Here is a 26,099-nt window from a genome sequence, read left to right on the forward strand (position 1 = left end):
ATTGTTTAGGCGATAAGAATATTAGCCAATGGGCAATCACTGGTTTAGCTATTTTTATATGGAACTGCTTGCGAATTGTTGATTTTCGGAATCGTTTTTAAAGAATGGATCACAACGCCTTTTGGATTGTTCGCCTCATTCTTCATAGCGGCAATATTGGCGCAGGCAGGGGTGGAAACTCTCCCGCTTACCAGAGTAAAAATAAAAAATGTTTATCTCAGATTGGTTTTTTTTAAAAGTAAAAACGCCATAAAACTTCTTATGGCGTCTGTCCGAACTAAGGGATGCAATGTTTGGGAGACGAATATAAATCGTCAATGTGCTAGAAAAGGAATGCAGCACCTACAATGATTAACAAAATGAACAGCACAACGATCAATACGAAAGAGTTTCCGCCATAATTTCCACCGTAGTTCCCCATATTATTGCCACCTCCTGTTGTTAGGATAGTACATAATATGCCGGACGATAAAATTCGACATAGATTTAAGTCTAAATAAGAAAAAATGGATGTTAATGTCTAAAATGAAGAGCTTCTAAAACAATAAAATAATGGGAGGTTAACTGAAAGAGAGAAATGGATGGGACGGTTTGCTGTTTAAAGAGGAGGGATATGGCTAAACATGCAATAAAACTGTGTATGAAAGTGGTGAGCCATGAAGTTACTTCATCATGCAGAGCCACATACGAAGAGGTACAGGGAAATTATAGTAAACGAAAATATCCATCATTTCCCGGGCAAGCGCAGTATACGACAAATCAAAACAAATCACAAAGGGACGGAAGGTAAGATAAAAGGAGGCTGCTTGCGGGTTTGTGGTGCAGATAAAGTTTCCGTTTCATAAAGGTCATATGTTTATTCGAAACTTTACGTTTATTCCTGCAGAATGCTTGTAAAAGAAAGTCGGCAAAACTGCCGACTTTCCTAACGGAATTTAGATCTCAACAGATCTAAAGAAACCATCGACACTATCACCGGTGCCGCTATCATATTTCAGGATGTATTCTCCTTTTTGGTTAACGCTGAATTCTTGAATGAACGTTTTCCCCGCATTTAATGTCGTAGAGGATAAGAGTGTATTCCCATTAGGATAATTAATGGTAAATTTGAAAGATTTGCTGCCGTCATTCGCAACAAAAACTCTGATTTTTCCTGGAGAGCTGCCTTGATAGTTGAATGAAACCTTACCGGTACCGCCAGAAAAAGGCTGACACGCAATATACGGAGCGTCACATGACCAACCAGCAGGTTTCATAACTTTATCTGGATTTGGCAAGGATTTTGCAGTAACATCTGCAGTCCCCATTAATGGAATTAACCCAAAAGCAAGAGCGCCGGCAATAATTTTCTTTTTCATTCGTATTCCTCCTCTTAATAGTGAATGTGATACAGCTATAAATTTACAATATTTATAAAATAATTCCTTCTTTTTCAAGTTGAGAAAAGAAGAAAAAATTTAAAGAGGACAAATAAATGTCACAAATTAACAATCCGTACACTGCAGTAAACTGGTCAAAGCATGAAGATGATTTCACTCTAATGTTTTACAATCAATATGAAACGCAGAGATTGCATTGAACGGCGGTCTCCTCACTGGAAGTATCTGGAGTTAAAACGGGCGATCGTTAACCCTGCGCGGGGACATCAGCGTATCTGCCAGTTCAGAATAAGGAAGAAGCTGCCTGATTGAGTGAGGTATAACGATGACCGGGGCGGATGCGGATCAACTGAAACAAAGTAAATTCCCAGGCAAGAAGTATTTCTTTAACCTGAAACTTTTATAAAGCATTAACGTATTACTTTATAAAGGTAAATAAGGAGGCTTATGAATGGGATTAAAAAATTTCTTTAATACTGAGTTAAAATGCTCTATCTGCGGAAAAACATTAAAATCAGGGGATGAGATAACAGCTTATCTTACACTTCCGAGTGAGAAGAAGATGCCTGTGGGGAGAATGGATAAAGTGTTAAGCAAACACTCTGATAAGGTCTGCTGTAAAAAGTGCAGTGAGTAGGTTTTTAGTGTTATGAGGAACCTCTGGCGGGTTTCCTCATAACAAATATCAACCAATTAAATTAGAAAAAAGCGAAATTGTGATGATTAAAGTAGATAAAGAACTGAGGGATACCAAAGGGATCATTTTTCGTTTACTTTGCTTTTTTGAAGGTTTGTTTAGCTCGTGGATCACTGCACCCCATAAAAGCATGGATGCTAAAATGATAAGACTCATATGTAACAACACTCCTTTGTTTCTATAAATTTTACCATATATATCACAAGGATGTCGATTGAACGAACATCTCTATAAAAAGAAGATGTTTATCTAAAATTGTTGAGAGATTCAGTGAACTATTATGTAGATTAAATTAGAGAAGTTCGAAAAAGGCCTCAAATTACTCAGTGAAGATGAATATGAAGAGGTTCACAGTTCATATCCTACAATTGCTCAAACGTTCAGTCACATCTGCGCGGTGGATGTTATGTGGCTGCAAGTACTTAAAGGAATAGACATGCAGGAAGCATTGGAAGGTTCTATGGCTTATGCAGAAAGGGCTCATTTATATTCTGCAGATGAATTTGCGGCGTCTTATGATGAACTGGCTTCACAGTTTGAAGAATGGATGAATAGCCAAACAGATGTAGAACAAACAATGAACTTACATAATCCTTGGTTAGGTTACAGAGAAACTGCTTACTCAGAAATTTTATTCCATGTTGCCAATCACGGAACTTATCATCGGGGCAGCATAACAACTATGTTAAGACAGCAGGGCTACGCTTCGGCAATGAATGACATTGCATTATATTGGTATCAGGATTAGTTCAGAGAGTACTTGCAAAATGCATAACCGCCGAATGATCTGTAGAGCTTCTTTTCTGAACTAAATGACAAAGTCTCATTCAGTCTGGGTGGGGCGCCGAGCAAGAATCGAGATCAAAGGCTGCCGTATCATTCCCGGCAGCCTTAATGATTAGGAAGTAAAATCGATAACCATGCGGCCGGTCACTTTACCTTGCTCCATTTCTTCAAAAATATCATTCACATCTTCGATCGGGCGTTTTGTCACTTTAGGTACAACTTTACCGTCTGCAGCAAATTGAAAAGCTTCCTTCAGGTCTTCTCTGGTACCTACTAATGAACCTACTACCTGAATTCCATCTAACACGAGACGGGGAATATCTAAATCCATTTTGTCCACCGGTAAACCGACAGCGACTACGCGGGCTCCTGCTTTTACAACATCAATCGCTTGATTGAAAGGGGTTTTAGAGACAGCTGTGATGACCACAGCATCAAGCCCTAAATCGTTAGTCACTTCTTTTGCTTTAGCGACGGGGTCTTCGTTTAAACTGTTTACAACCGCATCAGCGCCTAAGCTCTTAGCAAAATTCAATTTTTCATCGCTAATGTCGAAAGCAATCACTTTAGCGTTAAAGACATTTTTTGCATATTGAACAGCCAAGTTGCCTAAACCGCCGACTCCAAATACACCGATCCATTGACCTGGCTTAATTTCACTGACTTTAACGGCTTTATAAGTTGTTACACCTGCACAAGTAATGCTGCTTGCTGCTGCAGGGTCTAAATTTTCCGGCACCTTTATTGCATAATCAACCGCTACGATTGCTTCTTCAGCCATTGCGCCGTCAACTGTATAACCGGCATTTTTTACATCCCGGCACAAGGTTTCACGGCCAGTTAAGCAATATTCACAGCAGCCGCAGCTTTCAAACATCCAGGCAATAGAGACGCGGTCGCCCTTATTCAGACTTGTTACACCTTCACCAATCTCAGTTACAATGCCTATTCCCTCATGACCTAAAGTGACGCCAGTAACATCCCCGAAATCAGCATTTTTAACATGCAAGTCAGTATGACATACACCACAGTATTCCATCTTAACTTTGGCTTCACCATGTCGCAAAGGACGTAATTCTTTTTGTACGATCGCTATACTTTTTTCTTTTGTTGCTACTACTGCTTTCAAATCATGCACCCCTTTCGAATATTAGCAGAAAATTTTTACTTATCTTACAATTTAGCACACTGCTCTCCTTTTGAAAACCCTTACATTTTTTGCGGACAAGTGTCTCTACAAAAGTTGAGGGAGCCATGCAGGGAGGAATCTATGGATATCATGTGTCATCTCCAAATGCACAGAATTTACATATATACATAAATGGATGCGTTTTCAAAAGAGGCTTTTTTTGAGCGATAAAAAGCTGACGGAAGATAAATTTGACAATCACCGGCTCACTAAGTTTTTGCCCTTTATCAGCCCTAACCCTATTACATCATGTAATCCGGTTCAAAGATACCTTAAAATCGATAAAACCTCGTTCATAAGTCCGTTTTCCAGCGTGAAAGGAGACGTGAGTTTAAGTAGCGCCAAATGCTGCTATTCGTGCGATTGGTTCAAATACAAATCTTCAAGAGGGAGTCATTTTACATGATTTGTTAAAACAATTTGTTTCAATCAAAGATAAGGCATATTCCATTTATATCGGAAACAATGTAAGTGTCGGACATGATACTCTCATTTATGGCCCTTGTTATCTTGGAAATCACACGTTCATCGGACGAAAAGCAAAATGCGAATATCCTGAATTAAATTGATGCATGAGAATTGGCGCCCCACGATGCAAGGTCAGATAAGTTTTGAGAGTCAGATTTCGGTCAGGGATTCGCAAAGGGAAGAGTTAAAAGCTGTTCATCGGATATTTGTGGGGAAGCTGCAAGAAGGGTCGAAGGTGAGCAGGGCGGCGGATTAAAACTGACCTTCCCTCAAATTTTACCCCAATAGGATTGACAGGAGGATACAATCATAAAAATAAAATGATGCTTCGCGAATGAGCCTAAAAGCGGCTCTTTTATAATCCGTCTTTAACGCTTTAACGTAGAAGTTCAGCACTCATGGTTCTGCTGGATAAGACAGCTTTTCTTATACAATTAGCATATTGAAGTTACTTATTTTTACATAACTGTTGGAAATGGTCTTTCCATCTGAGATAATAAAATTCATCTTGATTGATACATGGGGGAGTAAGGATGGGCCGTTTTTATCAAGCGGCACGCAAACCATTTTACAAACAAATTCCTCAAGCGGTTTTATAACCGAAGAAATTAGTGCTTTGGATAAACGCTGTAAGAAGGACTCTCTGTTTAAATAAACGAGGTGAAAATCAATGAATGGTATAGAATTCTTAGAATCTGTGTCGCGACTTGGACAACTCATTTTGGTGTTTTCCTGCTACGCCGTTTATTGGAAATTGGGTAAAACGAAAAGGGAGCGAAGACTTACAAAATTCGAAGCTTTGCTTAGGTTCTTTGTAATGTTTGGTCTATCTGCATGGGGGCTGTCGTTTCTTGCTTTGAATTTGTGGTCATAATCTTTCTGCCGATATTTGAGCTTAAACTGCAGAGAATTACACTGGCAGGAGATAATTTTACCCTTAGTGAAAAGAATTTCACGGGTAATCATTTGAACTTGAGCGCGGCTGATAAGGTGAATGGTGATGCAAACAGAAATCATTACTTATTGATCACAAAAGGAGCCGGCTGCGGAGATGTGTGGATTAAAGGCTTTTACGGATTCGAACACGATGAGCCGGATGCTGATTGGTGAGCGATACACAGTCAAGGTATTTCCTTGACCTTTTTTAATGGCAAAAAATTTCTGGATATTAAGATAGTGAATTGATGATCTGCCAAAAAAACATAGATCTTTTAAAGTGATGGATATATACTGATTTTAAACAATAGGAAAAAAATGAAAAATATATTTTTATAAAAAGCAGGTGAAATATATGGGAGCGGCGACTTGGAGCAAAAGGCAAAGCTATACTTACACATTGGTTTTTTCAAGTTTGTCGTATGGTTTGATCTTCGGGCTATATATGTTTGTATACTCGGGTTTTGTGCCATTTGCATTGGTTACTGTGGTTATCATTGCTTTTTACGCATTTATTACTTACTTTTTGTTTGCTGTTCCTGTGCAACTATGGCTAAGAAAGAAGCCTAAAAAGTTTAGCTTGGTTCATCTTTTCATTTATACAGCAGTCGCTTTTTTAGCTGTGTTCTTGTTCTGGCACATAGATAATCCGTCAATTGATTTCACAGTTTTCAGAAGTTTCATTTATTACATAATGAGCATTGTTGCTGCGTTCATATATTGGTTCTGGGACTCTATATTTCTGAGAAATTACAATGTTCACTGCAAGTAAAGCTGGTGTTCCAAAAGAAAGCGGGTGAGGAAAAATGAAATACATTGAGTTGACTAGAGGCAATATTGATGACAATCATATTTGCTGTGCATTAGGTACGAAACAATATGAGGATGCGGTAAATGAAAAGAAGAGCTGGCTCAAGGATCGGATGATTGATGGCTTGGTGTTCTATCGCCTAAACGAACGGGCAAAAGTTTTTATTGAATATTTACCTGCAGAAGAAGCGTGGGTTCCGGTAAGCGCACCTCATTTTATGTTTATTAATTGTCTTTGGGTCTCAGGTAAATATAAGAATAACGGACATGCGAAACACTTGTTAGAAAAATGTGTGTCAGATGCAAAATCCCGCGGTATGGATGGGATAGTTCATATAGTGGGGAAGAAAAAACTCCCTTATTTAAGTGATAAGCATTTCTTTGAACATATGGGATTTGCTGTGCAAGATGAAGCAGAACCCTATTTTCAGTTGATGTCACTGACGTGGAATAAACATGCATATCCTCCTGTATTTAAAAAACAGGTGAAAAGTAATTCCGTTAATGATGAGGGAATCACAGTATTTTATACAGCTCAATGCCCATTTGCAGTCGGATTGTTAAAGGATTTAAAGGAACTGACTGAAAAGAAAGGACTTCATTTTCAGGCCCGGCGAATAACGTCAAAAGATATGGCGCAAAAATCCCCGGCAGTTTGGACGACTTTCAGCGTGTTTTATAATGGGACATTTCTCACTCATGAGATGATGAGCGTGAATAAGTTTGAAAAAATACTTAATAAGCTTTTAATGGCTTAACTTTGTTTTAATTACTATTCCTCGTTTCTATATTCGATACTGAGGGTTTTTCACGAAAATTGTTCAGTACTTTACATCGCGGGCGGCAAATGAATGATTATTGTTTTTGACAAAGATGATAACGTCCATCATTATAGTAAAAATAGATTGAGATAAGTTCTTCAACAAACGAATAAGATCTGTTGAAGAAGTTCTTTTCAAAGATCGATAACAATGAAACAGGAGACTGCAAATGCAAAAAATTGAAACCCATCGCTTAATTTTAAGAAATTTTACGGAGAGAGATGCGCAAGGTCTGTTGGAATATTCGGCACATCCGAGAGTGAATTGCTTTCTTGATGACAGAATGTCTACGTTAGAAGAAGCTGCCGTAAACGTTCAAAAAAGAAGCCGAGATGACTCTTATATTGCAGTTTGTTTAAAAGACAGTAATGATCTGGTCGGAGAACTATTTTATTTAAAAGAAGAGCCAGATACCTATTCCGTTTGCTGGAATTTCAATGCCCGTTTTGAAGGGAAGGGATACGCAAGTGAAAGTGCGAAGGCTTTCTTTGAGTATCTCTTTATGCAAAAAGAAGCAAGAAGGCTTTATGCATATGTTGAAGATGATAACTGCAGGTCACAAAAATTATGTGAAAGATTAGGAATGCGTAAAGAAGGTTATTTTCTTGAATTTATTTCATTTACTGCACACGAGGATGGAACACCTAAATATGAAAACACTTACCAATACGCATTGCTAAAGAAAGAATGGTTAAAACAAAAACATAGTTAATAGAATTTGTGGGGAAATAATCTCCCCTTTGTCGAAAAAACCTTGCTGAAAGCAGGTTTTTTTGTATTTAAGTTAAATACTTCATTAGGTTACCGATCATACCAATGGATTATGGAATTGAAAAAAGTACTTAGATTAGTAACGATCAAAAAGATTAAGCTTGAAGGTTGGGAAAAACATAAAATTCGTTATAGCAACGTTGTAAAATTGGAGAGAGGATGAATGTGATGGACATTTTGCAGTTTAACGACAGAAGGAGCGGGAAGTAATCGAATCAGCAATGATGCGCTCGAGAATGGAAAAGTGGTTGATAATCAAAATGTTAAAAGCTGTTCAGAATGAAATCACCAGTTTGATTATTGGAAATCCAGAATAACTGGTGGACGAGCTGTAACTGAAACTGATAATCAAGTGCTGGATATCATCAAACAAGCATACAATCTTGGAATGGTTGCGAAAGATAATATGCTTTTGAGAAATCAAGCAATTAACGCTTATAAAACATCTATTTAATTTTAAATCGGCGTTTCAGGTGAACTTTATATGATTTCTTTTTTCGTAAACATATTTAAAAACGAAATAAGAATTAAAATATGCAGACAAAGCAGCGAAGCATATCGCATAAAAGGTGTTATCAGATGTATGACCGTTCCTAAAAATAAAACTTATGAAGAAAGGAACTCTAACGTGAAATCAAATTTAGTTTCGTTTCTATTAGCATTGTCAGGATTTATATTCAGTATTTATATGCAGTCAATGGCTTACTGGAGCAATGACTCTATGCTGTGGTATTGGGTCGGTGCGGTTTTGTCGTATCTATTTGCTACAGGATCAATGGTTACTCTGATTCTTAACAAAAACAAAGACTCAATTCTAACAATAAGTTGTCTCATTTTAATGATTGTAACCGTTATGCTTATTTTAGTCACAACTTTTTGGACGACTTTTATCATTATTGCATGGCAATCTGGGATGTGAAGCTAAGGGGAATATGATCTTCTTAGTATTTTTTTATTCCTGGGATTAGAATCCCTTTTTATTATTCTTTCAAATTAAATGTAACAATTCTAATATTCATACGTTCTAAATGATAAAGGCGGGATGTCATGAAAAAACGTAAAGTCATTAAAACATTGCTGGTTATTATCACTGTTCTCATAATAGCAGCAGGATTTGCACTGTTTTCTTTAATTTCAGGAGAAAAAGTTAAATATATCGGCTATAGCCAAAGCAAGACTGGGAAGCGTCAATCGAAAAATCAGGCAAGACATCTATCGGCCCTAACTATTTCTTGAATTTGTATTACAGAGGTAATAAAGTGAATGAAAAGAACACGGTGATTAAGAGATTAACATTATTTGTTGACGGCCGGAAATATGGTGAAGATAAAGACTATCATCTTTCAGAATACACCGGAGAGAAATTAGAAGGCGGCGGAACGGGAGAAGACCATATTCAAACGTTTGAATATATGCCGGAACATGAAGTGATCGGTCATGAAATCACTGTTGAAGCAGCATGGAAAACCGATCATGAGTCCTATTCAGAAAAATTCAATCTGAAAAGAACGCATTGGTATGACTGAAAGAATAAAAAGAGGGCGGTATAACCTTCTTTTTGACGCAGAGCCTTTATTTTTGTCTGTTTTTCCTCGATTTGCTGAAGTCGATAAAAGAGGCATTGGAGCCGATAAAATTACTTACTAAGACATACATAAAGAAACCATTAAAAGCTCCCTGCCGGCATCCGTAAAAAAGAATGGATAATGAGATAAGCAATACAGCCGTAAGCAAGTCTGCAGCCAGACCTATTTTACGGTGAGACTGAAAATATGCTCTTAATCTTCTGGTGTTGTTCAAAGCGGACACCTCTTGATGCTCATGTATAAGAAAATAATACCATTGAAATATATGTAATATCAATGAATAGGGTTGGAACGGAGGGGTTCAAAGTTGGGGCGATCTTGTGTAAAAGAAAGGATCAGGATGAATGTGACCAGCATCCACCCTGATCAATGGGGTTCACAGTGTTCTATTTCATTGTATTCCAATCGGAATAATATTACAAGGGTGAAAAAGAAATAAGCGGAATGTTTTCGGCTTCTTCTGCTTCTAGAGCGGGAAAAGGAAAGTGAGATGTTTGAATGAAAATAAATGATTATCTGAAGGAAAGGTTTCCGACTTTAAAATTAGTGCCCGGCATTTATCATCAATGGGACGTGGGAATTCATTTTTCTCTCGGCGGCAATATGTATCAATTTAATGAAAGCGGTGCTTTGAATCTTGAGTATTTTCAGCTTGTCCATCATCAAACCGCAGCACTTTTCAATGAGCTGTTTGAACATAGCGATGACTTGTTTCTTGTTGCCAACGTGTATAAGCACAAAACTCAAGGTAATCACGCGAGAAAATTAAAGGTTTATAAGCCGTTTCTGAAGTGTAAGGATGATTTATATCGGATTCAAGTGAAGACCTGTCCATGCCCGGTCGAAGAAGAATATGAAATGCAGCAGTTTTCTCTATTATGTAAACGGAAAGATCTGCGTATCGCCAAATTACTTAAGGCAGCCGTCCACGAAGATTTTCCGCTGAAGCCAAGGTTCGGGGGCTGTTCCGTTGGGTATCCCGATGTTTTCTTTGTGAATATGACAAAAGATATTATTTTCTTTCTGTATGATGACAGAGGGTGTGAAGTCATTGCTCTTGATGCCGGAAGAATACGAAAGCTTTATGATCAATATCACGATTGGATTGAATTGGACTGAAAATGAACACATGAATTCGATTCCGCTTGTGCCGGCTTTGTTCTTGCCTAGTCCGGCTGCATGAGTATAATGGCAGAATTGAAGGGTGCCTGAAACTTTTTTTTCTCTCATACCGACCTTCTGCATGTTAAGCTTCTGTATTTATTTTGAACGAATTCCTATTTGTAAAACGGCTGAATAGAATAACATAAAAGCTTTTTTACACAGTGCAGGAGGAGAGAAATGTGAGGGCTGAACACCGTGATTGTATGGAAATTGGAATTTATTCATTTGCAGAATTATATCCCGATCCTCTGACAGGGAAAACAGTCAGCGCAAAGCAGCGGATAGATGAATTGATGAAGCTGGCGAAACTGGCTGACGATGCAGGGCTTGATGTATTCGGTGTAGGCGAGCATCATCGTCTTGATTATGCGGTATCTTCGCCGCCGGCCATCTTATCAGCGATTTCACAGATCACTGAAAATATTAAGCTGACCAGTGCCACGACTGTATTATCCACCGCAGATCCCGTCCGTTTATTTGAGGATTTTGCAACGCTTGATCTGATTTCAGACGGCCGGGCGGAAATCATTGCGGGACGGGGCGCATTTTTAGACTCGTTTCCTCTTTTCGGTTATGACGTAGGCCATTATAAAGAACTGTTTGAAGAACACATTGACCTTTTTTTAAAATTAAATTCCGGGGAAGAATCGGTTACCTGGAAAGGACGTTACCGGCCGCCGCTGCGCGAGGCAGAAATTTCTCCTCGGCCTTTTCGCGGAAGCATTCCGCTATGGTTAGGTGTTTCGGGGACTCCGGAAAGCGCAGAACGGGCCGGGCGTGCAGGTGCGGGGTTGGCATTAGCTGTACTGAGCGGTGATTCGATGTCATCTAAGCCGCTTGTTGACAAATACCGGGAAGCGGCTTCTAAAGCCGGTCATCCTCCGGAAAATGTGAAGGTTGCCGTAACCGGACATATGTTCATTTCAAAAACGAATGAACAGGCAATACAAGAATTTTATCCGTATCATTCAAATTACTGGTCTCACGTTCATTCATATCACGGGATCGATGAGCCTTTAACGAAGGAAGATTTTGAGCGGGCGTCCGGAAAAGAAACAGCTTTATTTGTGGGAAGCTCACAGCAGATCATTGAAAAAATCATGCATCAATACGAGTTATTCGGACATCAGCGATTTCTCGCGCAAATCGATATAGGAGGTATGCCGTTTAAAAAAGCCGCGGAAAACATCGAACGATTAGCAGCTGAAGTAGCACCGGTTATCCGAAAAGAAACCGGCAAATCCAGCGAATGAAGTTTTGAGCAAAAGGGGCGGGCCGGTCAATCGCGGATTCGACAACAGAATCGGCCCGGCTTTTTCTTTATGATTATAAAAAACAAAGGGAAAAGCGCCAACCTCATTGCTTTTTCCTATCAAGAAAAGGAAGGTCATTTCATCCTCTATCGTGAAGTGTATACACTGAAAGGTTTTTATTAACAAAAGAGGGAGGATGATGCAGTAATGAAGGGTTTAGTCAAAGCTGCAGTTTTAACTGTTACTCTTGGTATTGGAGGCGCTTTCTATTCAAGTGGTGCATCTGCGCACGGGTATATAAAAGAGCCCGTCAGCAGAGCGTACATGGGAGCATTAGAGAAACAAACATTGGGCTGGACGGCCGCTGCGCAAAAATATGGCTCTGTCATTGATAATCCTCAGTCTGTAGAAGGGCCGAAAGGATTTCCGGCTGCTGGTCCGCCGGATGGAAGAATTGCGTCTGCAAATGGGGGATCGGGACAAATTGACTTCGGTTTAGACAAGCAGACTGCAGATTATTGGGTAAAACAAAACATCCGCGGCGGTTTTAACACCTTTACTTGGTACTACACGGCCCCTCATGCGACATCAAAGTGGCACTATTATATCACCAAGAAAAACTGGAATCCGAATAAACCTTTGTCAAGAGATGAATTCGAATTAATCGGAACGGTAAACCACGACGGTTCCAAGGCAGATACGAATCTGACTCATAAGATTTTTGTGCCGACTGATCGAAGCGGGTATCATGTCATTTTAGGGGTATGGGACGTTGCGGATACTTCCAATGCCTTCTATAACGTCATCGATGTAAACCTTACACAATAATCTATGAATTACTGATCGGCTGCATGTTGATACATCGGCCGATCTTTTTAGTTTTAATGTGTGAATGAAAAGGGGAAAAACAGCAGAGCGCCATAAACATTTCATTTATGGCGCCGTACGATCATGGAGGTGCTGCTGACATGGATGCGGAGGTAAGAGGATTCTTAATAACCGCCGAGGAAAGAAGCCCCAACGATGATTAATAAAATGAATAGCACCACGATTAACGCAAAGGAGCTACCATAACCACCTGAGAATCCCATATAATCTCACCTCCTAAAGAGGATTAATACATATTATGCCGAAATGAAAAGTTTGATAGGGATGCTAGTTTACTTTTTGAAAAAAGTTTTTTTAGTCTATATTTCCTTTACATGACCATCCGTTAAAATGAGTAAAAGGAGGCATCGTACTGCTTCCTGTAATAGAAACGGGTAGGCTCATACATTGAGAAGTTGCGAAGAGGATGCGCAGCTGGCTTGTTTTTTAAAAAATGAAAATGTAACACGCTATTAGGATTGGAACCTTTTGATTCAACGGAACAGGCTGAAGAAATGATTGGTTGGTTTCAAGAGCAGTATCATGAAAAAAGGGAATGTGATGGGGAATCGAGAAAAAAGATGCGAAGGGCATAATCGGAACCATGTATCAAAACGGATTGCCTGATGATACACGCGTATACTCCATTCCGAATGGGAACGTTAACGATCTAAATAGAAGAACTTCAAGTGTTCTGCGGTAAATAAAAAAAGCCGATGAAGGCTTAACATGGATTAGACGCTGTAAAGCATTTTTTTGCTGTGCTTTCTGCAGACGGAGTTTGATTGTAAGAAACGATTCCGATAATCACTAACAAGATGATGAACACCAATATGCTCTACAACACTATTTTTAAAGACTTTGACATGGTATACCCTCACTTTGAAAGACTTTACCGGGGCTGCGATCGGAGCCCGCACTTCAAGTATAGTCGTTATAACGGTGAAAAATGTGCAGTCCAGTTAAAAAAAACTTGCGGGCGCTGCCGCAAGTTTTCTCCGTATTAAGGTCTGTGGAATTCAATATGCTGATTATCACGATCGAACCACCCTCTGAATGCCCAATTGATCCAGCCCCCGTCTCCTTTGTTATCGAAGGACCCGTCTTCGAAGACCCAGATTCCGTAAGTAATACCGTCATAAACGGCTGATCCGTAAAACTGAACGCCGTTAAAGCGGTCTTCATATTCTTGATTTAAATTGAACACCATGACGTTGTACTTCTGTCCTGATGCGTAAAATGTTGTTTCCATGACATTTTTTACCCAGCCGGTTCGGTTTTGATCTGACTTAACCGCTTCAGCAATGCGATCTGAAATTCCGAGAACATCTACGTTTACGTTCAGCCCGGCATCAACACCTGCTGCTTTTACGTTTTGGTCTGCTGTTTGGGATAATTTACTTTCTAATGGATTTGCAACGGGTGAAACGTGAGGCGCGTTTGCGTGTTCAGACTGACTGGCTGCTGAGGCACTGGCTGTGAAAGGAATTGTTAGAGATAAAGCTAAGCATGATCCGACTATCGTTCTGGCGATTTTCATGGCTATGACCTCCTGAGGAAATTTTTAAAAATTGTTGCAAATTCATGGTATCGCAGAAAAATTGCCCAAGCAAAGAGTAGATTTTCTCAAAAGTCATGTCATTCTATTTGTGTTGTTTTCTGTAAATGAAATACTTTTAATTAGGCGAAAAGGGAAGAAAATAATAGAGTCTTTTTATGTATTGTGATAGGATGACCGGATTTTGGGTGAAAATAGCCCGGAGAAACGCCATAATAAGAAAAACACCCGGAGTTTACCGGGTGTAAAAAGTGTTGATATGTCAAGTTAGCAGCATTTTTTACATTTTTTGCATTTTCTTTTATAAACAACGATGTAATCATAATCAAGATGCTTTTTATCTTGTTTCTTCTTTTTTTGTTTAGGCTGCTTTGTGTGGTGATCATAATGTCCGTTCATATCCATGTTCATATCCATGTCCATATCCATACCCATATCCATACCCATATCCATACTCATATTCCTCCTTTTTTCATCTGACGGTAGTATTCTATGACAGAAAGCATGGATGGCTTGGACAAATGAAACGGTATGCTGAAAAAGAGGCATCTCATTCGGTATAAAAAACAGGATCATACCCGCCCGATAGAAAAGAGAGGAGATGATCCTGATATTGAGACCCTATTTGATAACCGCAATTGCAATGCCGTACCCTTTTTCAGAACTGTATAAGGCTGTCAGTTTCAATACCTTCCAACCTTCCGCGGCTTTAGTCCCGATTCCGTTATGAGCCGTGATATAATCTCCCGGGCTGACCGTACTGTCGACCCGTACGTAATGCCGGCCGTTGAGTCCGACAATGTGCCATTCGTCTCTGGCCGCGCGTGCTTCATAGTCAGCTTCAAGAGCCGGACTGCAGTCTGGGTTTTGTTTCGGCACGCGTACCGTTTCTCCTGTTTCCTCGTCAGTCACATTTTCGTATATGAAACCGCCGAACTCGTTTGTCAAAAAGCGGCTTTGCCATCCGAAGCTTGCGGCTCCTGAGATAAAAGCGGCTGTTTCTGAAATGACGCCGAGCATGTAATCTCCGACGTGAGCTGATTCAATTTTTTCGCCTTTCACTGTGACGATTGTCCCGGCGGGAATTGTCTGGCCGGTTACACTTTCAAAATATTCTCCGTACCCTGACAGGGAAGAGGTGACAGCTCCGGCGAACGTACCGTGGCCGCCCGCTGAATCCAATTTCCATTTGATGGACTGATGCCCTCCGGCAACCGTGTATGGTTCTTCCAATGTAATGCTTTCTGATGACAGAATCGTTCTGGAGACTTTGCTGCCCGTAATATGGACATTGTTTGAAGCGGCGATAAATGCCCTTGAACCTTCAGAACTTGAACCTCCGGAAGAGCTGATGATCGCATTTCTGTCACCTCTGGCTGTAATATCGCCTGTTCCCGCAATAACGGCGCTTGTCGGGTTGAATGCAAAACCGGAGCTGGTCGCGAGCTGTGCGCCTCCCTTTAAATTGACGGGGATCTGCTCATAAGTCTGTCCTTTTATAGATGCGGCCGCGCTGTAACCTTCCGCTTGCACCCCGAGAATGACGGCCTGACTGTTAGGGGACGTAATTCCGACGGAACCGCCGTCTCCGATCATCGTACCGTTCATAATATTTACGTTATATTGGCCTCCTCCGATTGAGATGCCTTTAGGAGATGACTTGTATATATCAAAATTTAAAATTTTAACATAATCGGTTTTATTTGATCCGCCGGATATATTGATGTCAACACCGGCTTGTGTAAAGCCGCGTATTTTAATGCCGTTGATCGTGATATTTTGACTGCGGTATTGAAGAGCCACGACTGGATTCCCGCCATAGTCGTATGAGGGATCACCAATAGCTGTGAATCCGTTTACATTAACGTTTTTATAGGCAGAGATGACCAGCGCCCTCGGGGTCACACCGTCATAGAGAGCATTGAATACCGGTTCAATCGCGGTGCAATCGGTTAAAGTAACATCATAAGCCGTCGTGCTTTCGGGGTCTGAGGCCTGATGATGGCCGATATGACGAATATCAAATGAACGTACATCACGATACGAAACATGACCGATAATATGAACATTTTGAGAAGCCGGCCACAGGCTGTGCGCCTTTACCTCAATCCCGCGGATATTTCCGCTCGTATAGTTATTTAAAAGCCATACATGTTTAGAGCCGTCGTCAATTTCAATGCCGTTCGAGTTTGCGCTGCCCTCAGCATGCTCTGTGCCGCGGGGGTTTCCGGAATGGCAGTTGGAAATGAAAATATACTCGCTGTAATGGGTGGTAATGCCGTCGTCTCCGGCGCCGTATGCCACACAGTTATCAATCCATATATATCGGCAGCCGTCTTTCGTCCATTCTGTTTCAGGCAAATGATCGTAAGTCGGAGATGTAATATCAATACCATGGAGACCCGCGTTAACCGTTTCAACATTCTTAATCCAGCCGTATTGCACATTAGCAAACGTTAAACAGCTGGAAAACTGTCCTCCTGGGTTCCTGACCCCGCATTGACGATCAGGATTCCAGTCTAAAGTCATGTTTTCCACAAAAATATTACGGTTTCCATTTTCGTAATCATCGTTAGTAATGACCCATTCGAATGCGGGAGTGTCCTCATGAAGCTTAAGCACGGTAATCCCTTGTCCCTCACCGGAAATGGTAGTCCATGAGGGGAGTTTTATCCCTTGAACCAAAAATTCTCCTGCGGGAACATTTACTTTGACCCGGCCGTTCCCGATCGCTCTCCGAAAAGCTTCTGTATTGTCCCGGCCGTCAGGGACCGCTCCGTAGTCCTCCACATTCACTTCCCGGGTGATTTTATTCATAAGCATTTCGTATTCTGTATCAAGCCGTTCTTTTAAAAGTGAGGTGACCATTCCTTCCGCCGTCACCCGGGCATCTGCGATCTCAAGATTATCATCCGTTGCGGAATGCTTAATAAAATTCTGCATCCTTGCTTTGAGATGCTCCAATTCAGAGGGCTGTGCAGGGCGAGACTGCAATGGGGCGTTTAAAGACGGATCAGGAAAGTTTTTAAATTGAACCATTCTAAAGACACCTCTTTCTTTTGATATAAGCGCCTGAGGCAGGGGACAGAAAAGAGTCGTGCGCCCTTTAAGCGCTTATTCTTCAAATTCTTTATTCAGAACGAAATTCCTTTTGAAACCAAGGTGAAATTTTAAAAAAGCTCTGTTGAAAGAACGGATATAAAGCTTTGTATTATTGTAATTGAAGCTGTCATGTGAAAATGGAGGAAAAACTGATAGGAGGGGCCCTCATTTTAGGTTTATTCTCATTGGCTTCGCAGTGCTTCCTCTTCGGCTGTATATACACCAAAATCAACATTCTTATCAGTTAAATGGTATAATGGGGCACGGATTGGTCATCAATACGACTGAAATAGGGAAGCAAAAGGAGCAGCGAACATGACTTTACAAATCAAAATTAAATATTCAGATGATACGCAAACGAGAATCAATAAAATTGAACAGGGCGATTGGATTGATTTGCGGGCAGCTGAAGATATAACAATCAAAAAAGGTGAATTCAAACTTATCCCGCTTGGAGTTGCGATGGAACTGCCGGAAGGATATGAGGCCCATGTCGTTCCGCGTTCAAGTACATATAAGCATTTCGGTATCATTCAGACAAATTCAATGGGAGTCATTGATGAATCTTATAAAGGCGACAATGACTTCTGGTTTTTTCCTGCATTCGCGCTTCGGGATACCGACATTTCCAAGGGGGAGCGGATCTGCCAATTCAGAATCATGAAGAAAATGCCTGAAGTGGAGCTGATCGAAGTAGACAAGCTCGGGAACAATGACCGCGGCGGACTGGGATCAACAGGCACGAAATAAAACGAAAAAAGACTGCTTAACAGCAGTCTTTTTTTTATGGAAACAGCAGTTACATTCAATTTGTTTCGGGGATTCTTGAATTGGGAAATCATACGTCACGTTCGAATTTGACTTCGAAATAAGCGGCCGCTCCGTAACCGTCTATGCCGGAGCAAATATTTGAGCCGGACGCCAGCCCAGCTCAGCATATTGATAAAATGATTTCCCTGCAGTCCTCACTCTCCTCCAAAACTGGAGAAGGGTTTCATTTTTATCATTTAAGCCTTCCGTCTCTTTGAACAGAAAGACTTTTTTAGGTTAAAGGATAGAAGTTGTTTTGATGTTTTTATTCTTCAAGATGAACGGAGGTTTTGTCCAACGTATATAATATTGTGACAAAAGTGTAAACAAAAGAAAGGATGATGTTATGGCAAAAAGGGTTAGGAGAGTAGACCGTAAAGCAGCTGGCAAAGAGGCAGAGCAGAAGAAACCGTCCAAAGTCACCCTGTTCTGCCGTTCGCTTCAAAGGCTGAAGCATTTGTATTGTAACATAAACATACAAATGCCATCAATAACCAAAAAAGGAATTTTAGTTTTAATTTTACCGTTTTTGCTTCTGCCGTTCTTTCGGGCTGATGCCGCTTCAGATATTTACGGCAGTTTCGAGGAATTAAAGCTGAATGAAAATCCTTCCGATTTTTCCATTTCAACGCGAGAGCATGACCCCTCTGTCCTCATATTAGCTATACACGGCGGAGGCATAGAGCCGGGGACCAGTGAGTTAGCCAGAGAAATTGCTGAAAACCGGAGTTTATATTTATTTGAAGGGTTAAAATCAGCCGGTAATGCGGCTCTGCATTTGACAAGTTCGCATTTCGATGAACCTAAGGCCGTGCAAATGGTGAAAGAGCACTCTCATGTCATTTCATTGCACGGTTACGGCAGTGACGATAAAAAGATAAAAATCGGCGGTACGGACAGAGAACGGGCCGAACTTTTGACCGATGTGCTGAAACGGCACGGGTATCCTGCCGTTCTTCTTGGCATAAATGATAAATATGCAGGCGTCAGTCCGAACAACCTTGCCAATCAATCTTCATCCGGATTGAGTATTCAAATCGAAATGAGCACCGGCTTCAGAAAATCACTATTTGACACTTTTACGCTGAAAAGCAGAGCATCCACACAAAATGGGACCTTTTATCAATTCACAAAAACGATTTCTGATTTTATCAGTGACAATTATTAATAAGCACGCCTATTTTGTCGGCGGGGCTTTTTCTTTTGAAATTTATGAAACTTTAAGTTCTTAAGATCGTATACATAATTGACAGGATGAAAGAAAAGAGGTGGGCAAATGAAAGTGATGATCGGGTCTATCATTCTTCTTGTCATCATCGGATTCGGTTTATGGCTGATGCTTAGTCCAATCTTTAAACAAGTGGGAAGCGGAGCCAAAAAATTCAAAAAGTCATGGGAGGAAGAAGATCAGCATGAGCGAAAATAAGCGCGGAAACACAAAAAAAATTATCGGCGGTGTGATTATAGGTGCAGCCCTTTTAATTGCGGGCGTTACAGCGTCACTATTCATTGAAAAAATACCGAATGGTTATGTCGGGGTTGTATACTCACCGAATGGCGGGGTAAAATCCGACACATTGGACCAAGGCTGGCACTTAGTCGGATTATTTAATAAAGTAACGGAATATCCGGTGCGTATGCAGACAGTGAATAATGAAAATATAAAAGTGGCAACCTCAGACGGTAAAAATATAGAAATGGATATCGCTTACAACTATGTCGTGCAGCCTGATAAAGTAGTCGATCTGTTTAACAAATTCGGAGCGGTAGACGTTGAAACGATTGAAAATACATATTTAAAAACAAGGCTGTGGGATGCGGCGCGAAAATCAATCAGCAAATACTCGGTTATTGACACGTACGGGCAAAAATCTGCAGAAGCCGCTGCCGATGTTCAAAAGAGATTTGCTGATGATATGAAGAGTCTTGGATTTTTAATTGATGATCTGACGCTTGGCGTACCGAAGCCGGATAAAGCCACACAGGAAGCTATCGATGCAAGGGTGAAGTCTTCACAGGAACTTGAACGGACACAAACTGAAATTAAAATAGCCGAAGCCGAAGCGAAAAAGAAAAAAATTGAAGCGGAAGGGATCGCTGATTATAACGAAATCATAAAGAAATCAATGTCCGATGAAATGATCAAATATAAATGGATTGAAAAATGGGACGGAAAAACGCCGAAAGCGACAGGCACAGACTCACTGCTGCAGCTGCCGCTGGACGATCAGAAGCAAAAATAAAAAGAGAAGGAGGCGATTGCGCCTCCTTTTTATGTTTTTTCCTGAGGGTCTTTTTCCGGCACTAATTCTTCAGACGCCTCGGTTTGATAGCTCCATAGCGTGCTATCCGTCTCTGTTGTGTCCTGATAATCTTCGGGAAGTACATATTGCTGCAAATACCGGTGAAAAAATGCCTCAAAAACAGAAATGCAAAGTGCAGAGATAACCGATGCCGCGGCAGGAGAGACATTAAATCCGCCAATATTCATAAGGAATATCCATAATATAATGAATGAAATTCCGAAATCAGCTGCAACGGCTGTGAAATTGCTTGTTCTCGGCAGAATCATGCAATCACCCGCAAAATAAGTGATTAAACTTAAGATCACTGTAATAAACAGAACGTTTAAAAAGGTTACTTGGTACATAAGATCCAGAACAATGTACAGTAAAGCAAGTGTGAGCGCCGTTTTAGAAGCGAAAGCAATTACGTGTTTCATTTGAACCACCTTCGTTATTTCGTTTAGTCTTCATTGTGAGCAATCCGCAAATTTTTAAACTGGTATATAGTGGTTATAAAGTATACGTTTTAATAAAATGTGAATAGACATCACAGGATTCGCAAGTTAAAATATGTAAAAAGGGGGATGTAAATGAAAAAATACTGGATATGTATTGCTGTTTTTTTATTATGTTTTAGCGGAATACACTCAGCTGAAGCGGCTACCACTGAATTCGGATCAAAAACAAGCTTCACTTTGGAGGGAAATGCAAAAGAGTTTCATATTGAAAATCCGGGGGCTGTAGCTGCCGACGATTACTTTTTAGGATATAAGTTCACCATAATGAACAACTCTTCGTGCGGTTTAAGCATGAAACTCCAGCGGATGGCGCTGAACGGGAATTTTTATACATTAAGTTCTAAAAACTACAGCGGCAGCTGGTTAAACCTCAGTGCCCAGGATAAAAAATCAATTGATCCGTATCACAAATACAGAATTCTGGTTGAAAGTTCTTCAAACGTCTGTGGCCCCGTCTATATTAAAGGGTTTTACGGTGTAGAGTATTATCATTTTGATTGAAAATAGATACTCGCTAAAGGCAGCGGGTTTTTTTATATTTAAATATAACTTATTGTACTATGTACTAAATATTCATATATAAATTTTAATGCACCCGCCCAAAGGAAACATAAATAAAAGTAAATTCATCACGCACAAATATACAAAGTTAAAAAATGAATGAAAAGTTTCTCGGGGGAAACATTATTAGTTGACTTCAAAAGTGTGATGTCGGATAATAAGGATGTAAGTTTTTCCTCCTTAGCAGATTCGTTTCTTAAGCCAGGGCGAATCTGCTTTTTTTATGCAAAAAAACCCCTTACAGAGGGGTTTTTTACGATAAATGAAGTTTAATAGAATTAATGTACGGCTCTGAATACGCCGATAACTTTCCCCAAAATGCTTACGTTTTGCAGGATAATCGGCTCCATCGTCGGATTTTCCGGCTGCAGCCGCACATAATTGTCTTCTTTATAGAAGCGCTTGACCGTCGCTTCATCATCTTCGGTCATAGCTACGACGATTTCTCCGTTATTGGCCGTGTTCTGCTGTTTGACAATGACGTAATCTTTGTCAAAAATGCCGGCGTCGATCATACTTTCTCCCATGATTTCTAACATAAAGACATGTTCGCCCGGAGGAACCATCCGGTCAGGAAGCGGAAAATACTCGTCGATATTTTCAACAGCCGTAATCGGAATACCCGCCGTCACTTTCCCGATGACCGGAACGTTTACGACCTGGCTTTTCGGAATGTGGACTTCTTCTTCATCCAATATCTCAATCGCCCTCGGTTTAGTTGGGTCCCGTCTGATCAGGCCTTTTGTCTCCAGCCGCGCCAAATGGCCGTGCACGGTTGAACTGGAAGCCAGTCCTACTGCTTCTCCTATCTCTCTTACAGAAGGCGGATATCCTTTCGTTTTTACCTCTTCTTTAATAAAACGCAGGATATCAAGCTGCCTTTTTGATAGCTTCGTCATATTTCGCACCTCAAAACGTCGATTTTAAGTAGATTATAGCATGATTTTCCTGACAGTACAAACATAGGTTCGAAAAAAACGATTGACAGAAACGTTTGTTCGTATATACTGAAAGATATAAAAAGCGAACAAACATTCTTATCGGAGGTTGTTTACATGGCGAAAGAATCTATTATATTTGTCGGACTGTTTACTGCGATTTTAAGTGCCGCTATTTTACTTGTCTCATGTGCGGGAAATGATCAGTCCCTCAGCCAATATGTTAAAATAAAGGTTCAGGACGGCGATACACTCTGGTCACTTGCGGATCATGTAGCAGAAAAGAAACACATTAATAAAGAAGATTTCATTGAGTGGGTGACGGAGAATAATCATCTCCAAACTGCTGATATAAAGCCCGGAGACGAACTTATTCTTCCGGTTAAGAAAAAGCATCCGGCCGTATATCAGCTGGCCATTGTCAATTAGAGAGGAAAGAGAGAAATGAAGGCGCTCATTTATGCCCGCGTAAGCACAAACAAAGAACAGCAGCAAACGTCATTAAAAAGACAGGAGGAGGAGCTCAGTGAGATCGCTGCTGCAAACGGCATGGAAGTCGTGAAAGTCATTTCTGAGAAAGCCAGCGGTTACGAAATGGACCGCGACGGAGTATTTGAAATGCTTGATGAAATTAAAAAATCACATATTGACGCGATATTGGTGCAGGACGAAACGAGATTGGGAAGAGGAAACGCCAAGATTGCGCTTTTGCATTGCATTTACAGGGAGAACGTAAAAATATATACGACGGCTCATAAAGGTGAACTGGAGCTTTCCGAAGCTGATTCGATGGTACTCGAAATCGTCAGTATTGTTGAGGAATATCAAAGGAAAATTCACAATATGAAAATCCGGCGGGGAATGAAAAGAGCCGTGAAAAACGGCTACAAACCTGAACGGAATCTGAAAAACAGACATGAAAACAGCGGAAAAGAAAAAAAAGAGGTTCCGGTTTCGGAAATTATCAGGCTGAGAGCCAACAAGCTTACCTTTGCAGAAATCGCAGCGACCTTAAGGGGATTCGGCTACGATGTGTCCAAAGCCACGGTTCACCGGCGGTTTCAGGAATATACCGCAGACACAGAAGGCAGCTGACGCGCATCAGTTGTAAAAAAGACTGCGTTTTAGTAGTATATAATCAACACGCACCAAAGGAGCTTATTATGATTTCTAAAGAAAAAATCGCAAGAATTAACGAATTGGCTCAAAAAGCTAAATCAAACACGATAACGGATGAGGAAAAAGCTGAACAGCAAAAGCTTCGCCAGGAGTATTTGAAAGGATTCCGCTCCTCAATGAAAAATACGTTAAAGAGCGTAAAAGTGATTGATCCGGAAGGCAACGATGTCACCCCTGAAAAACTAAAAAGAGAACAACAGAAAAATAATCTTCATTAAACAGAAAGAATACGGCAATACGTATTCTTTTTTCGTATATACTAATATCAGGATGTGCTTTACGACAATTTTCAACAAGTTTATCTCAAATTTAAGCTGAAAGAGTTGAGAAAAAGTCAGCATCGCTTTATGATGAAAAGGTACAACAATATGGAAGGGGATTATAATGGATACAATTGAAAAGAAATCAGTTGCCACCATTCGTACACTATCTATAGACGCAATTGAAAAAGCGAATTCCGGACATCCGGGCATGCCGATGGGAGCCGCTCCGATGGCATATACGTTGTGGACGAAATTTATGAATGTAAACCCGCAGAATCCGGGCTGGTTTAACCGCGACCGCTTTGTTTTATCAGCAGGCCACGGTTCAATGCTTTTATACAGCATGCTGCATTTAAGCGGATATGACCTCAGCATTGAAGACTTGAAACAGTTCCGTCAATGGGGAAGCAAAACACCGGGACATCCGGAGTTCGGGCATACAGCCGGAGTAGACGCAACTACCGGGCCGCTTGGACAGGGTATTGCAATGGCAGTGGGAATGGCAATTGCAGAACGCCATCTGGCTGAGACATATAACCGTGATTCATTCAACGTAGTTGATCATTATACATACAGTATTTGCGGAGACGGCGATTTAATGGAAGGCATTTCTTCCGAAGCCGCTTCTCTTGCAGGCCATCTTGAATTAGGCCGCCTGATCGTATTATACGATTCTAATGACATTTCCTTAGACGGCGATTTAGACCGTTCTTTCTCTGAAAATGTAAAGCAGCGTTTTGAAGCAATGAACTGGGAAGTTCTTTATGTTGAGGACGGAAACAACATTGCTGAATTGACGGCTGCAATTGAAAAAGCGCGCCAGAATGATAAAAAACCGACATTGATCGAAGTGAAAACGACAATCGGTTTCGGTTCTCCAAACCGCGCGGGCACATCCGGCGTTCACGGCGCTCCGTTAGGACAAGAAGAGAGCAAGCTGACAAAAGAAGCGTATGCTTGGACGTTTGAAGAAGATTTTTATGTTCCGGAAGAAGTATACGGGCATTTCAATAAAGCGGTAAAAGAAGCCGGCTCGAAAAAAGAACAGGAATGGAATGACCTGTTCGCGGCTTATAAAGAAAAATATCCTGAGCTTGCTGAACAGCTGTCACTCGGTATGAAAGGCGAGCTTCCTAAAGACTGGGATCAGGAAGTTCCCGTTTATGAAAAAGGCAGCAGCCTTGCTTCCCGCGCATCTTCAGGTGAGGTGCTGAACGGAATCGCTAAGAAAATTCCTTTCTTTGTCGGGGGATCTGCTGACCTTGCGGGTTCAAATAAAACGACAATCAAAAATGGAGGAGACTTCACGGCCAAAGACTACGCCGGGAAAAACTTCTGGTTCGGTGTCCGTGAATTTGCGATGGGCGCTGCATTAAACGGAATGGCGCTTCACGGCGGCCTCCGCGTATTCGGCGGCACATTCTTTGTGTTCTCTGATTATTTAAGACCTGCCATTCGCCTGGCGTCATTGATGGGTCTTCCCGTCACTTATGTATTCACGCATGACAGTATTGCCGTAGGAGAGGACGGGCCGACTCACGAACCGATTGAGCAGCTTGCTTCTTTACGCGCACTTCCTAACCTTTCTGTGATCAGACCTGCTGACGGAAATGAAACCGCAGCTGCATGGAAGGTTGCCGTTCAAAGCCAAGATCATCCGACAGCTCTTGTATTGACACGCCAAAACCTGCCGACGATTGATCAGCAGGCTGAAGAAGCGTATGCGGGCGTGGAAAAAGGGGCTTATATCGTTTCCAAAGCCCAAACGGAATCACCGGCCGCTCTTCTTTTAGCGACAGGTTCTGAAGTCGGACTTGCGATCGAAGCTCAAGCGAAACTGGCTGAAGAAAACATTCACGTATCTGTAGTCAGCATGCCGAGCTGGGACCGCTTTGAAAAACAATCGGCTGAGTACAAAAACAGCGTGCTTCCTCCGAATGTGACGAAACGTCTTGCGATCGAAATGGGTTCAAGCTTCGGATGGGGTAAATTTACCGGTCTTGAAGGAGACGTTCTCGCAATTGACCGTTTCGGTGCTTCAGCTCCGGGAGAAACAATTATGAAAGAATACGGATTTACTGCAGGAAACGTGGTTGACCGCGTGAAAAAACTTTTAAACAAATAACGAGACAAAAGAGGATGAGTCAAATCATCCTCT

General features: G+C 41.0%; 29 protein-coding genes and 4 pseudogenes. 23 read left to right on the plus strand and 10 right to left on the minus strand.

Annotated elements, in window-relative coordinates:
• Positions 1 to 322: 322 nt before the first annotated feature.
• Positions 323 to 421 carry a YjcZ family sporulation protein gene (locus NSQ37_RS15605; RefSeq protein ID WP_072589120.1) on the minus strand — a complete coding sequence of 33 codons (99 nt, stop codon included), beginning with the start codon at positions 419 to 421 and terminating at the stop codon, positions 323 to 325.
• Between the two features lie 514 nt (positions 422 to 935).
• Complete coding sequence (locus NSQ37_RS15610; RefSeq protein WP_015239912.1) at positions 936 to 1,358, minus strand: hypothetical protein; 423 nt, start codon at positions 1,356 to 1,358, stop codon at positions 936 to 938.
• Positions 1,359 to 1,483: 125 nt separating this feature from the next.
• Here NSQ37_RS15610 and NSQ37_RS21270 point away from each other — a divergent pair.
• The 3 genes and pseudogenes from NSQ37_RS21270 to NSQ37_RS15620 form a co-directional block, all read left to right on the plus strand.
• Positions 1,484 to 1,596 (plus strand): annotated as a pseudogene (locus NSQ37_RS21270) (class 1b ribonucleoside-diphosphate reductase subunit beta); the annotation flags it as partial.
• Positions 1,597 to 1,830: 234 nt separating this feature from the next.
• Entirely contained in the window at positions 1,831 to 2,016 is a 186-nt protein-coding gene (locus tag NSQ37_RS15615) for a hypothetical protein (protein WP_003154035.1), read from the plus strand.
• A gap of 346 nt (positions 2,017 to 2,362) precedes the next feature.
• Entirely contained in the window at positions 2,363 to 2,824 is a 462-nt protein-coding gene (locus tag NSQ37_RS15620) for a DinB family protein (RefSeq protein WP_051025518.1), read from the plus strand.
• Positions 2,825 to 2,974: 150 nt separating this feature from the next.
• Here NSQ37_RS15620 and adhP read toward each other — a convergent pair whose 3' ends face one another.
• Entirely contained in the window at positions 2,975 to 3,991 is a 1,017-nt protein-coding gene (gene adhP / locus NSQ37_RS15625) for an alcohol dehydrogenase AdhP (RefSeq protein ID WP_169509862.1), read from the minus strand.
• 1,198 nt (positions 3,992 to 5,189) lie between these two features.
• Here adhP and NSQ37_RS15630 point away from each other — a divergent pair.
• The 11 genes and pseudogenes from NSQ37_RS15630 to NSQ37_RS15680 all read left to right on the plus strand — a co-directional run bounded on the left by NSQ37_RS15630 (position 5,190) and on the right by NSQ37_RS15680 (position 12,688).
• Positions 5,190 to 5,393 (plus strand): hypothetical protein, encoded by a 204-nt coding sequence (locus tag NSQ37_RS15630; RefSeq protein ID WP_017417852.1) that lies wholly within the window; start codon positions 5,190 to 5,192, stop codon positions 5,391 to 5,393.
• Positions 5,394 to 5,485: 92 nt separating this feature from the next.
• The gene (locus tag NSQ37_RS15635; protein WP_007611678.1) at positions 5,486 to 5,629 is read left to right on the plus strand and encodes a hypothetical protein; all 144 of its coding nucleotides are present in this window, start codon (positions 5,486 to 5,488) and stop codon (positions 5,627 to 5,629) included.
• A 181-nt stretch (positions 5,630 to 5,810) separates the two neighbouring features.
• Positions 5,811 to 6,227, plus strand: coding sequence for a UPF0715 family protein (locus NSQ37_RS15640; protein WP_015239917.1), 417 nt, complete (start codon positions 5,811 to 5,813; stop codon positions 6,225 to 6,227).
• A 34-nt stretch (positions 6,228 to 6,261) separates the two neighbouring features.
• Positions 6,262 to 7,023 (plus strand): GNAT family N-acetyltransferase, encoded by a 762-nt coding sequence (locus tag NSQ37_RS15645; RefSeq protein ID WP_326365206.1) that lies wholly within the window; start codon positions 6,262 to 6,264, stop codon positions 7,021 to 7,023.
• A 232-nt stretch (positions 7,024 to 7,255) separates the two neighbouring features.
• Positions 7,256 to 7,798 (plus strand): GNAT family N-acetyltransferase, encoded by a 543-nt coding sequence (locus NSQ37_RS15650; protein WP_072589124.1) that lies wholly within the window; start codon positions 7,256 to 7,258, stop codon positions 7,796 to 7,798.
• Positions 7,799 to 8,071: 273 nt separating this feature from the next.
• Positions 8,072 to 8,311: pseudogene (locus tag NSQ37_RS15655) on the plus strand (hypothetical protein).
• A 129-nt stretch (positions 8,312 to 8,440) separates the two neighbouring features.
• A complete protein-coding gene (locus NSQ37_RS15660; RefSeq protein ID WP_169509858.1) occupies positions 8,441 to 8,776 on the plus strand; it encodes a DUF3902 family protein in 336 nt (111 codons plus the stop codon).
• A gap of 128 nt (positions 8,777 to 8,904) precedes the next feature.
• A pseudogene (locus tag NSQ37_RS15665) lies at positions 8,905 to 9,383 on the plus strand (DUF4944 domain-containing protein).
• Between the two features lie 558 nt (positions 9,384 to 9,941).
• On the plus strand, positions 9,942 to 10,562 hold the full coding sequence (locus NSQ37_RS15670) for a DUF3885 domain-containing protein (protein WP_032871565.1): 621 nt from the start codon (positions 9,942 to 9,944) through the stop codon (positions 10,560 to 10,562).
• 224 nt (positions 10,563 to 10,786) lie between these two features.
• On the plus strand, positions 10,787 to 11,860 hold the full coding sequence (locus tag NSQ37_RS15675) for an LLM class flavin-dependent oxidoreductase (RefSeq protein ID WP_326365204.1): 1,074 nt from the start codon (positions 10,787 to 10,789) through the stop codon (positions 11,858 to 11,860).
• Between the two features lie 207 nt (positions 11,861 to 12,067).
• Positions 12,068 to 12,688, plus strand: a complete 621-nt coding sequence (locus NSQ37_RS15680; RefSeq protein ID WP_015239922.1) for a lytic polysaccharide monooxygenase auxiliary activity family 9 protein — start codon at positions 12,068 to 12,070, stop codon at positions 12,686 to 12,688.
• A gap of 164 nt (positions 12,689 to 12,852) precedes the next feature.
• Here NSQ37_RS15680 and NSQ37_RS15685 read toward each other — a convergent pair whose 3' ends face one another.
• From NSQ37_RS15685 to NSQ37_RS15700, 4 genes are all read right to left on the minus strand, one after another.
• Positions 12,853 to 12,951: a YjcZ family sporulation protein gene (locus NSQ37_RS15685; protein ID WP_003154022.1), complete on the minus strand. Its 99-nt coding sequence runs from the start codon at positions 12,949 to 12,951 to the stop codon at positions 12,853 to 12,855.
• Between the two features lie 779 nt (positions 12,952 to 13,730).
• A complete protein-coding gene (locus tag NSQ37_RS15690) occupies positions 13,731 to 14,267 on the minus strand; it encodes a hypothetical protein (RefSeq protein ID WP_007410338.1) in 537 nt (178 codons plus the stop codon).
• 285 nt (positions 14,268 to 14,552) lie between these two features.
• Positions 14,553 to 14,738 carry a hypothetical protein gene (locus NSQ37_RS15695; RefSeq protein ID WP_257726787.1) on the minus strand — a complete coding sequence of 62 codons (186 nt, stop codon included), beginning with the start codon at positions 14,736 to 14,738 and terminating at the stop codon, positions 14,553 to 14,555.
• Positions 14,739 to 14,906: 168 nt separating this feature from the next.
• Positions 14,907 to 17,324, minus strand: coding sequence for a peptidase G2 autoproteolytic cleavage domain-containing protein (locus tag NSQ37_RS15700; protein WP_007410336.1), 2,418 nt, complete (start codon positions 17,322 to 17,324; stop codon positions 14,907 to 14,909).
• 378 nt (positions 17,325 to 17,702) lie between these two features.
• Between NSQ37_RS15700 and NSQ37_RS15705 the strand changes: the two genes are divergently transcribed.
• On the plus strand, positions 17,703 to 18,137 hold the full coding sequence (locus NSQ37_RS15705; RefSeq protein WP_025284785.1) for a dUTP diphosphatase: 435 nt from the start codon (positions 17,703 to 17,705) through the stop codon (positions 18,135 to 18,137).
• Between the two features lie 88 nt (positions 18,138 to 18,225).
• Here the strand turns inward: NSQ37_RS15705 and NSQ37_RS15710 are convergent.
• Positions 18,226 to 18,332 (minus strand): annotated as a pseudogene (locus NSQ37_RS15710) (DUF4177 domain-containing protein); the annotation flags it as partial.
• A 211-nt stretch (positions 18,333 to 18,543) separates the two neighbouring features.
• On the opposite strand from NSQ37_RS15710, the gene NSQ37_RS15715 reads away from it, so the two are divergent.
• The 3 genes from NSQ37_RS15715 to NSQ37_RS15725 all read left to right on the plus strand — a co-directional run bounded on the left by NSQ37_RS15715 (position 18,544) and on the right by NSQ37_RS15725 (position 20,440).
• The gene (locus NSQ37_RS15715) at positions 18,544 to 19,365 is read left to right on the plus strand and encodes a poly-gamma-glutamate hydrolase family protein (RefSeq protein ID WP_076424209.1); all 822 of its coding nucleotides are present in this window, start codon (positions 18,544 to 18,546) and stop codon (positions 19,363 to 19,365) included.
• A 108-nt stretch (positions 19,366 to 19,473) separates the two neighbouring features.
• On the plus strand, positions 19,474 to 19,623 hold the full coding sequence (locus tag NSQ37_RS15720) for a hypothetical protein (RefSeq protein ID WP_007410334.1): 150 nt from the start codon (positions 19,474 to 19,476) through the stop codon (positions 19,621 to 19,623).
• Entirely contained in the window at positions 19,610 to 20,440 is an 831-nt protein-coding gene (locus NSQ37_RS15725) for a prohibitin family protein (RefSeq protein WP_007410333.1), read from the plus strand. The genes NSQ37_RS15720 and NSQ37_RS15725 overlap by 14 nt, the downstream gene beginning before the upstream one ends.
• Positions 20,441 to 20,469: 29 nt before the next feature.
• Here the strand turns inward: NSQ37_RS15725 and NSQ37_RS15730 are convergent, their stop codons facing one another.
• Entirely contained in the window at positions 20,470 to 20,919 is a 450-nt protein-coding gene (locus NSQ37_RS15730; RefSeq protein WP_003154009.1) for a YndM family protein, read from the minus strand.
• Positions 20,920 to 21,072: 153 nt separating this feature from the next.
• Between NSQ37_RS15730 and NSQ37_RS15735 the strand changes: the two genes are divergently transcribed.
• On the plus strand, positions 21,073 to 21,501 hold the full coding sequence (locus NSQ37_RS15735) for a hypothetical protein (RefSeq protein WP_015239926.1): 429 nt from the start codon (positions 21,073 to 21,075) through the stop codon (positions 21,499 to 21,501).
• Between the two features lie 338 nt (positions 21,502 to 21,839).
• Here the strand turns inward: NSQ37_RS15735 and lexA are convergent, their stop codons facing one another.
• On the minus strand, positions 21,840 to 22,460 hold the full coding sequence (gene lexA, locus NSQ37_RS15740) for a transcriptional repressor LexA (protein WP_076424212.1): 621 nt from the start codon (positions 22,458 to 22,460) through the stop codon (positions 21,840 to 21,842).
• Positions 22,461 to 22,616: 156 nt separating this feature from the next.
• On the opposite strand from lexA, the gene yneA reads away from it, so the two are divergent.
• The 4 genes from yneA to tkt all read left to right on the plus strand — a co-directional run bounded on the left by yneA (position 22,617) and on the right by tkt (position 26,066).
• A complete protein-coding gene (gene yneA / locus NSQ37_RS15745) occupies positions 22,617 to 22,928 on the plus strand; it encodes a cell division suppressor protein YneA (RefSeq protein ID WP_003154001.1) in 312 nt (103 codons plus the stop codon).
• Positions 22,929 to 22,943: 15 nt separating this feature from the next.
• Complete coding sequence (locus NSQ37_RS15750; protein WP_003153998.1) at positions 22,944 to 23,594, plus strand: YneB family resolvase-like protein; 651 nt, start codon at positions 22,944 to 22,946, stop codon at positions 23,592 to 23,594.
• 68 nt (positions 23,595 to 23,662) lie between these two features.
• Complete coding sequence (locus NSQ37_RS15755; RefSeq protein WP_003153997.1) at positions 23,663 to 23,896, plus strand: DUF896 domain-containing protein; 234 nt, start codon at positions 23,663 to 23,665, stop codon at positions 23,894 to 23,896.
• 166 nt (positions 23,897 to 24,062) lie between these two features.
• On the plus strand, positions 24,063 to 26,066 hold the full coding sequence (gene tkt / locus NSQ37_RS15760) for a transketolase (protein ID WP_015239927.1): 2,004 nt from the start codon (positions 24,063 to 24,065) through the stop codon (positions 26,064 to 26,066).
• The last annotated feature ends 33 nt before the right edge of the window (positions 26,067 to 26,099 follow it).

It is taken from the genome of Bacillus sp. FSL P4-0334 (assembly GCF_038004825.1).
Lineage (GTDB): Bacteria > Bacillota > Bacilli > Bacillales > Bacillaceae > Bacillus > Bacillus velezensis.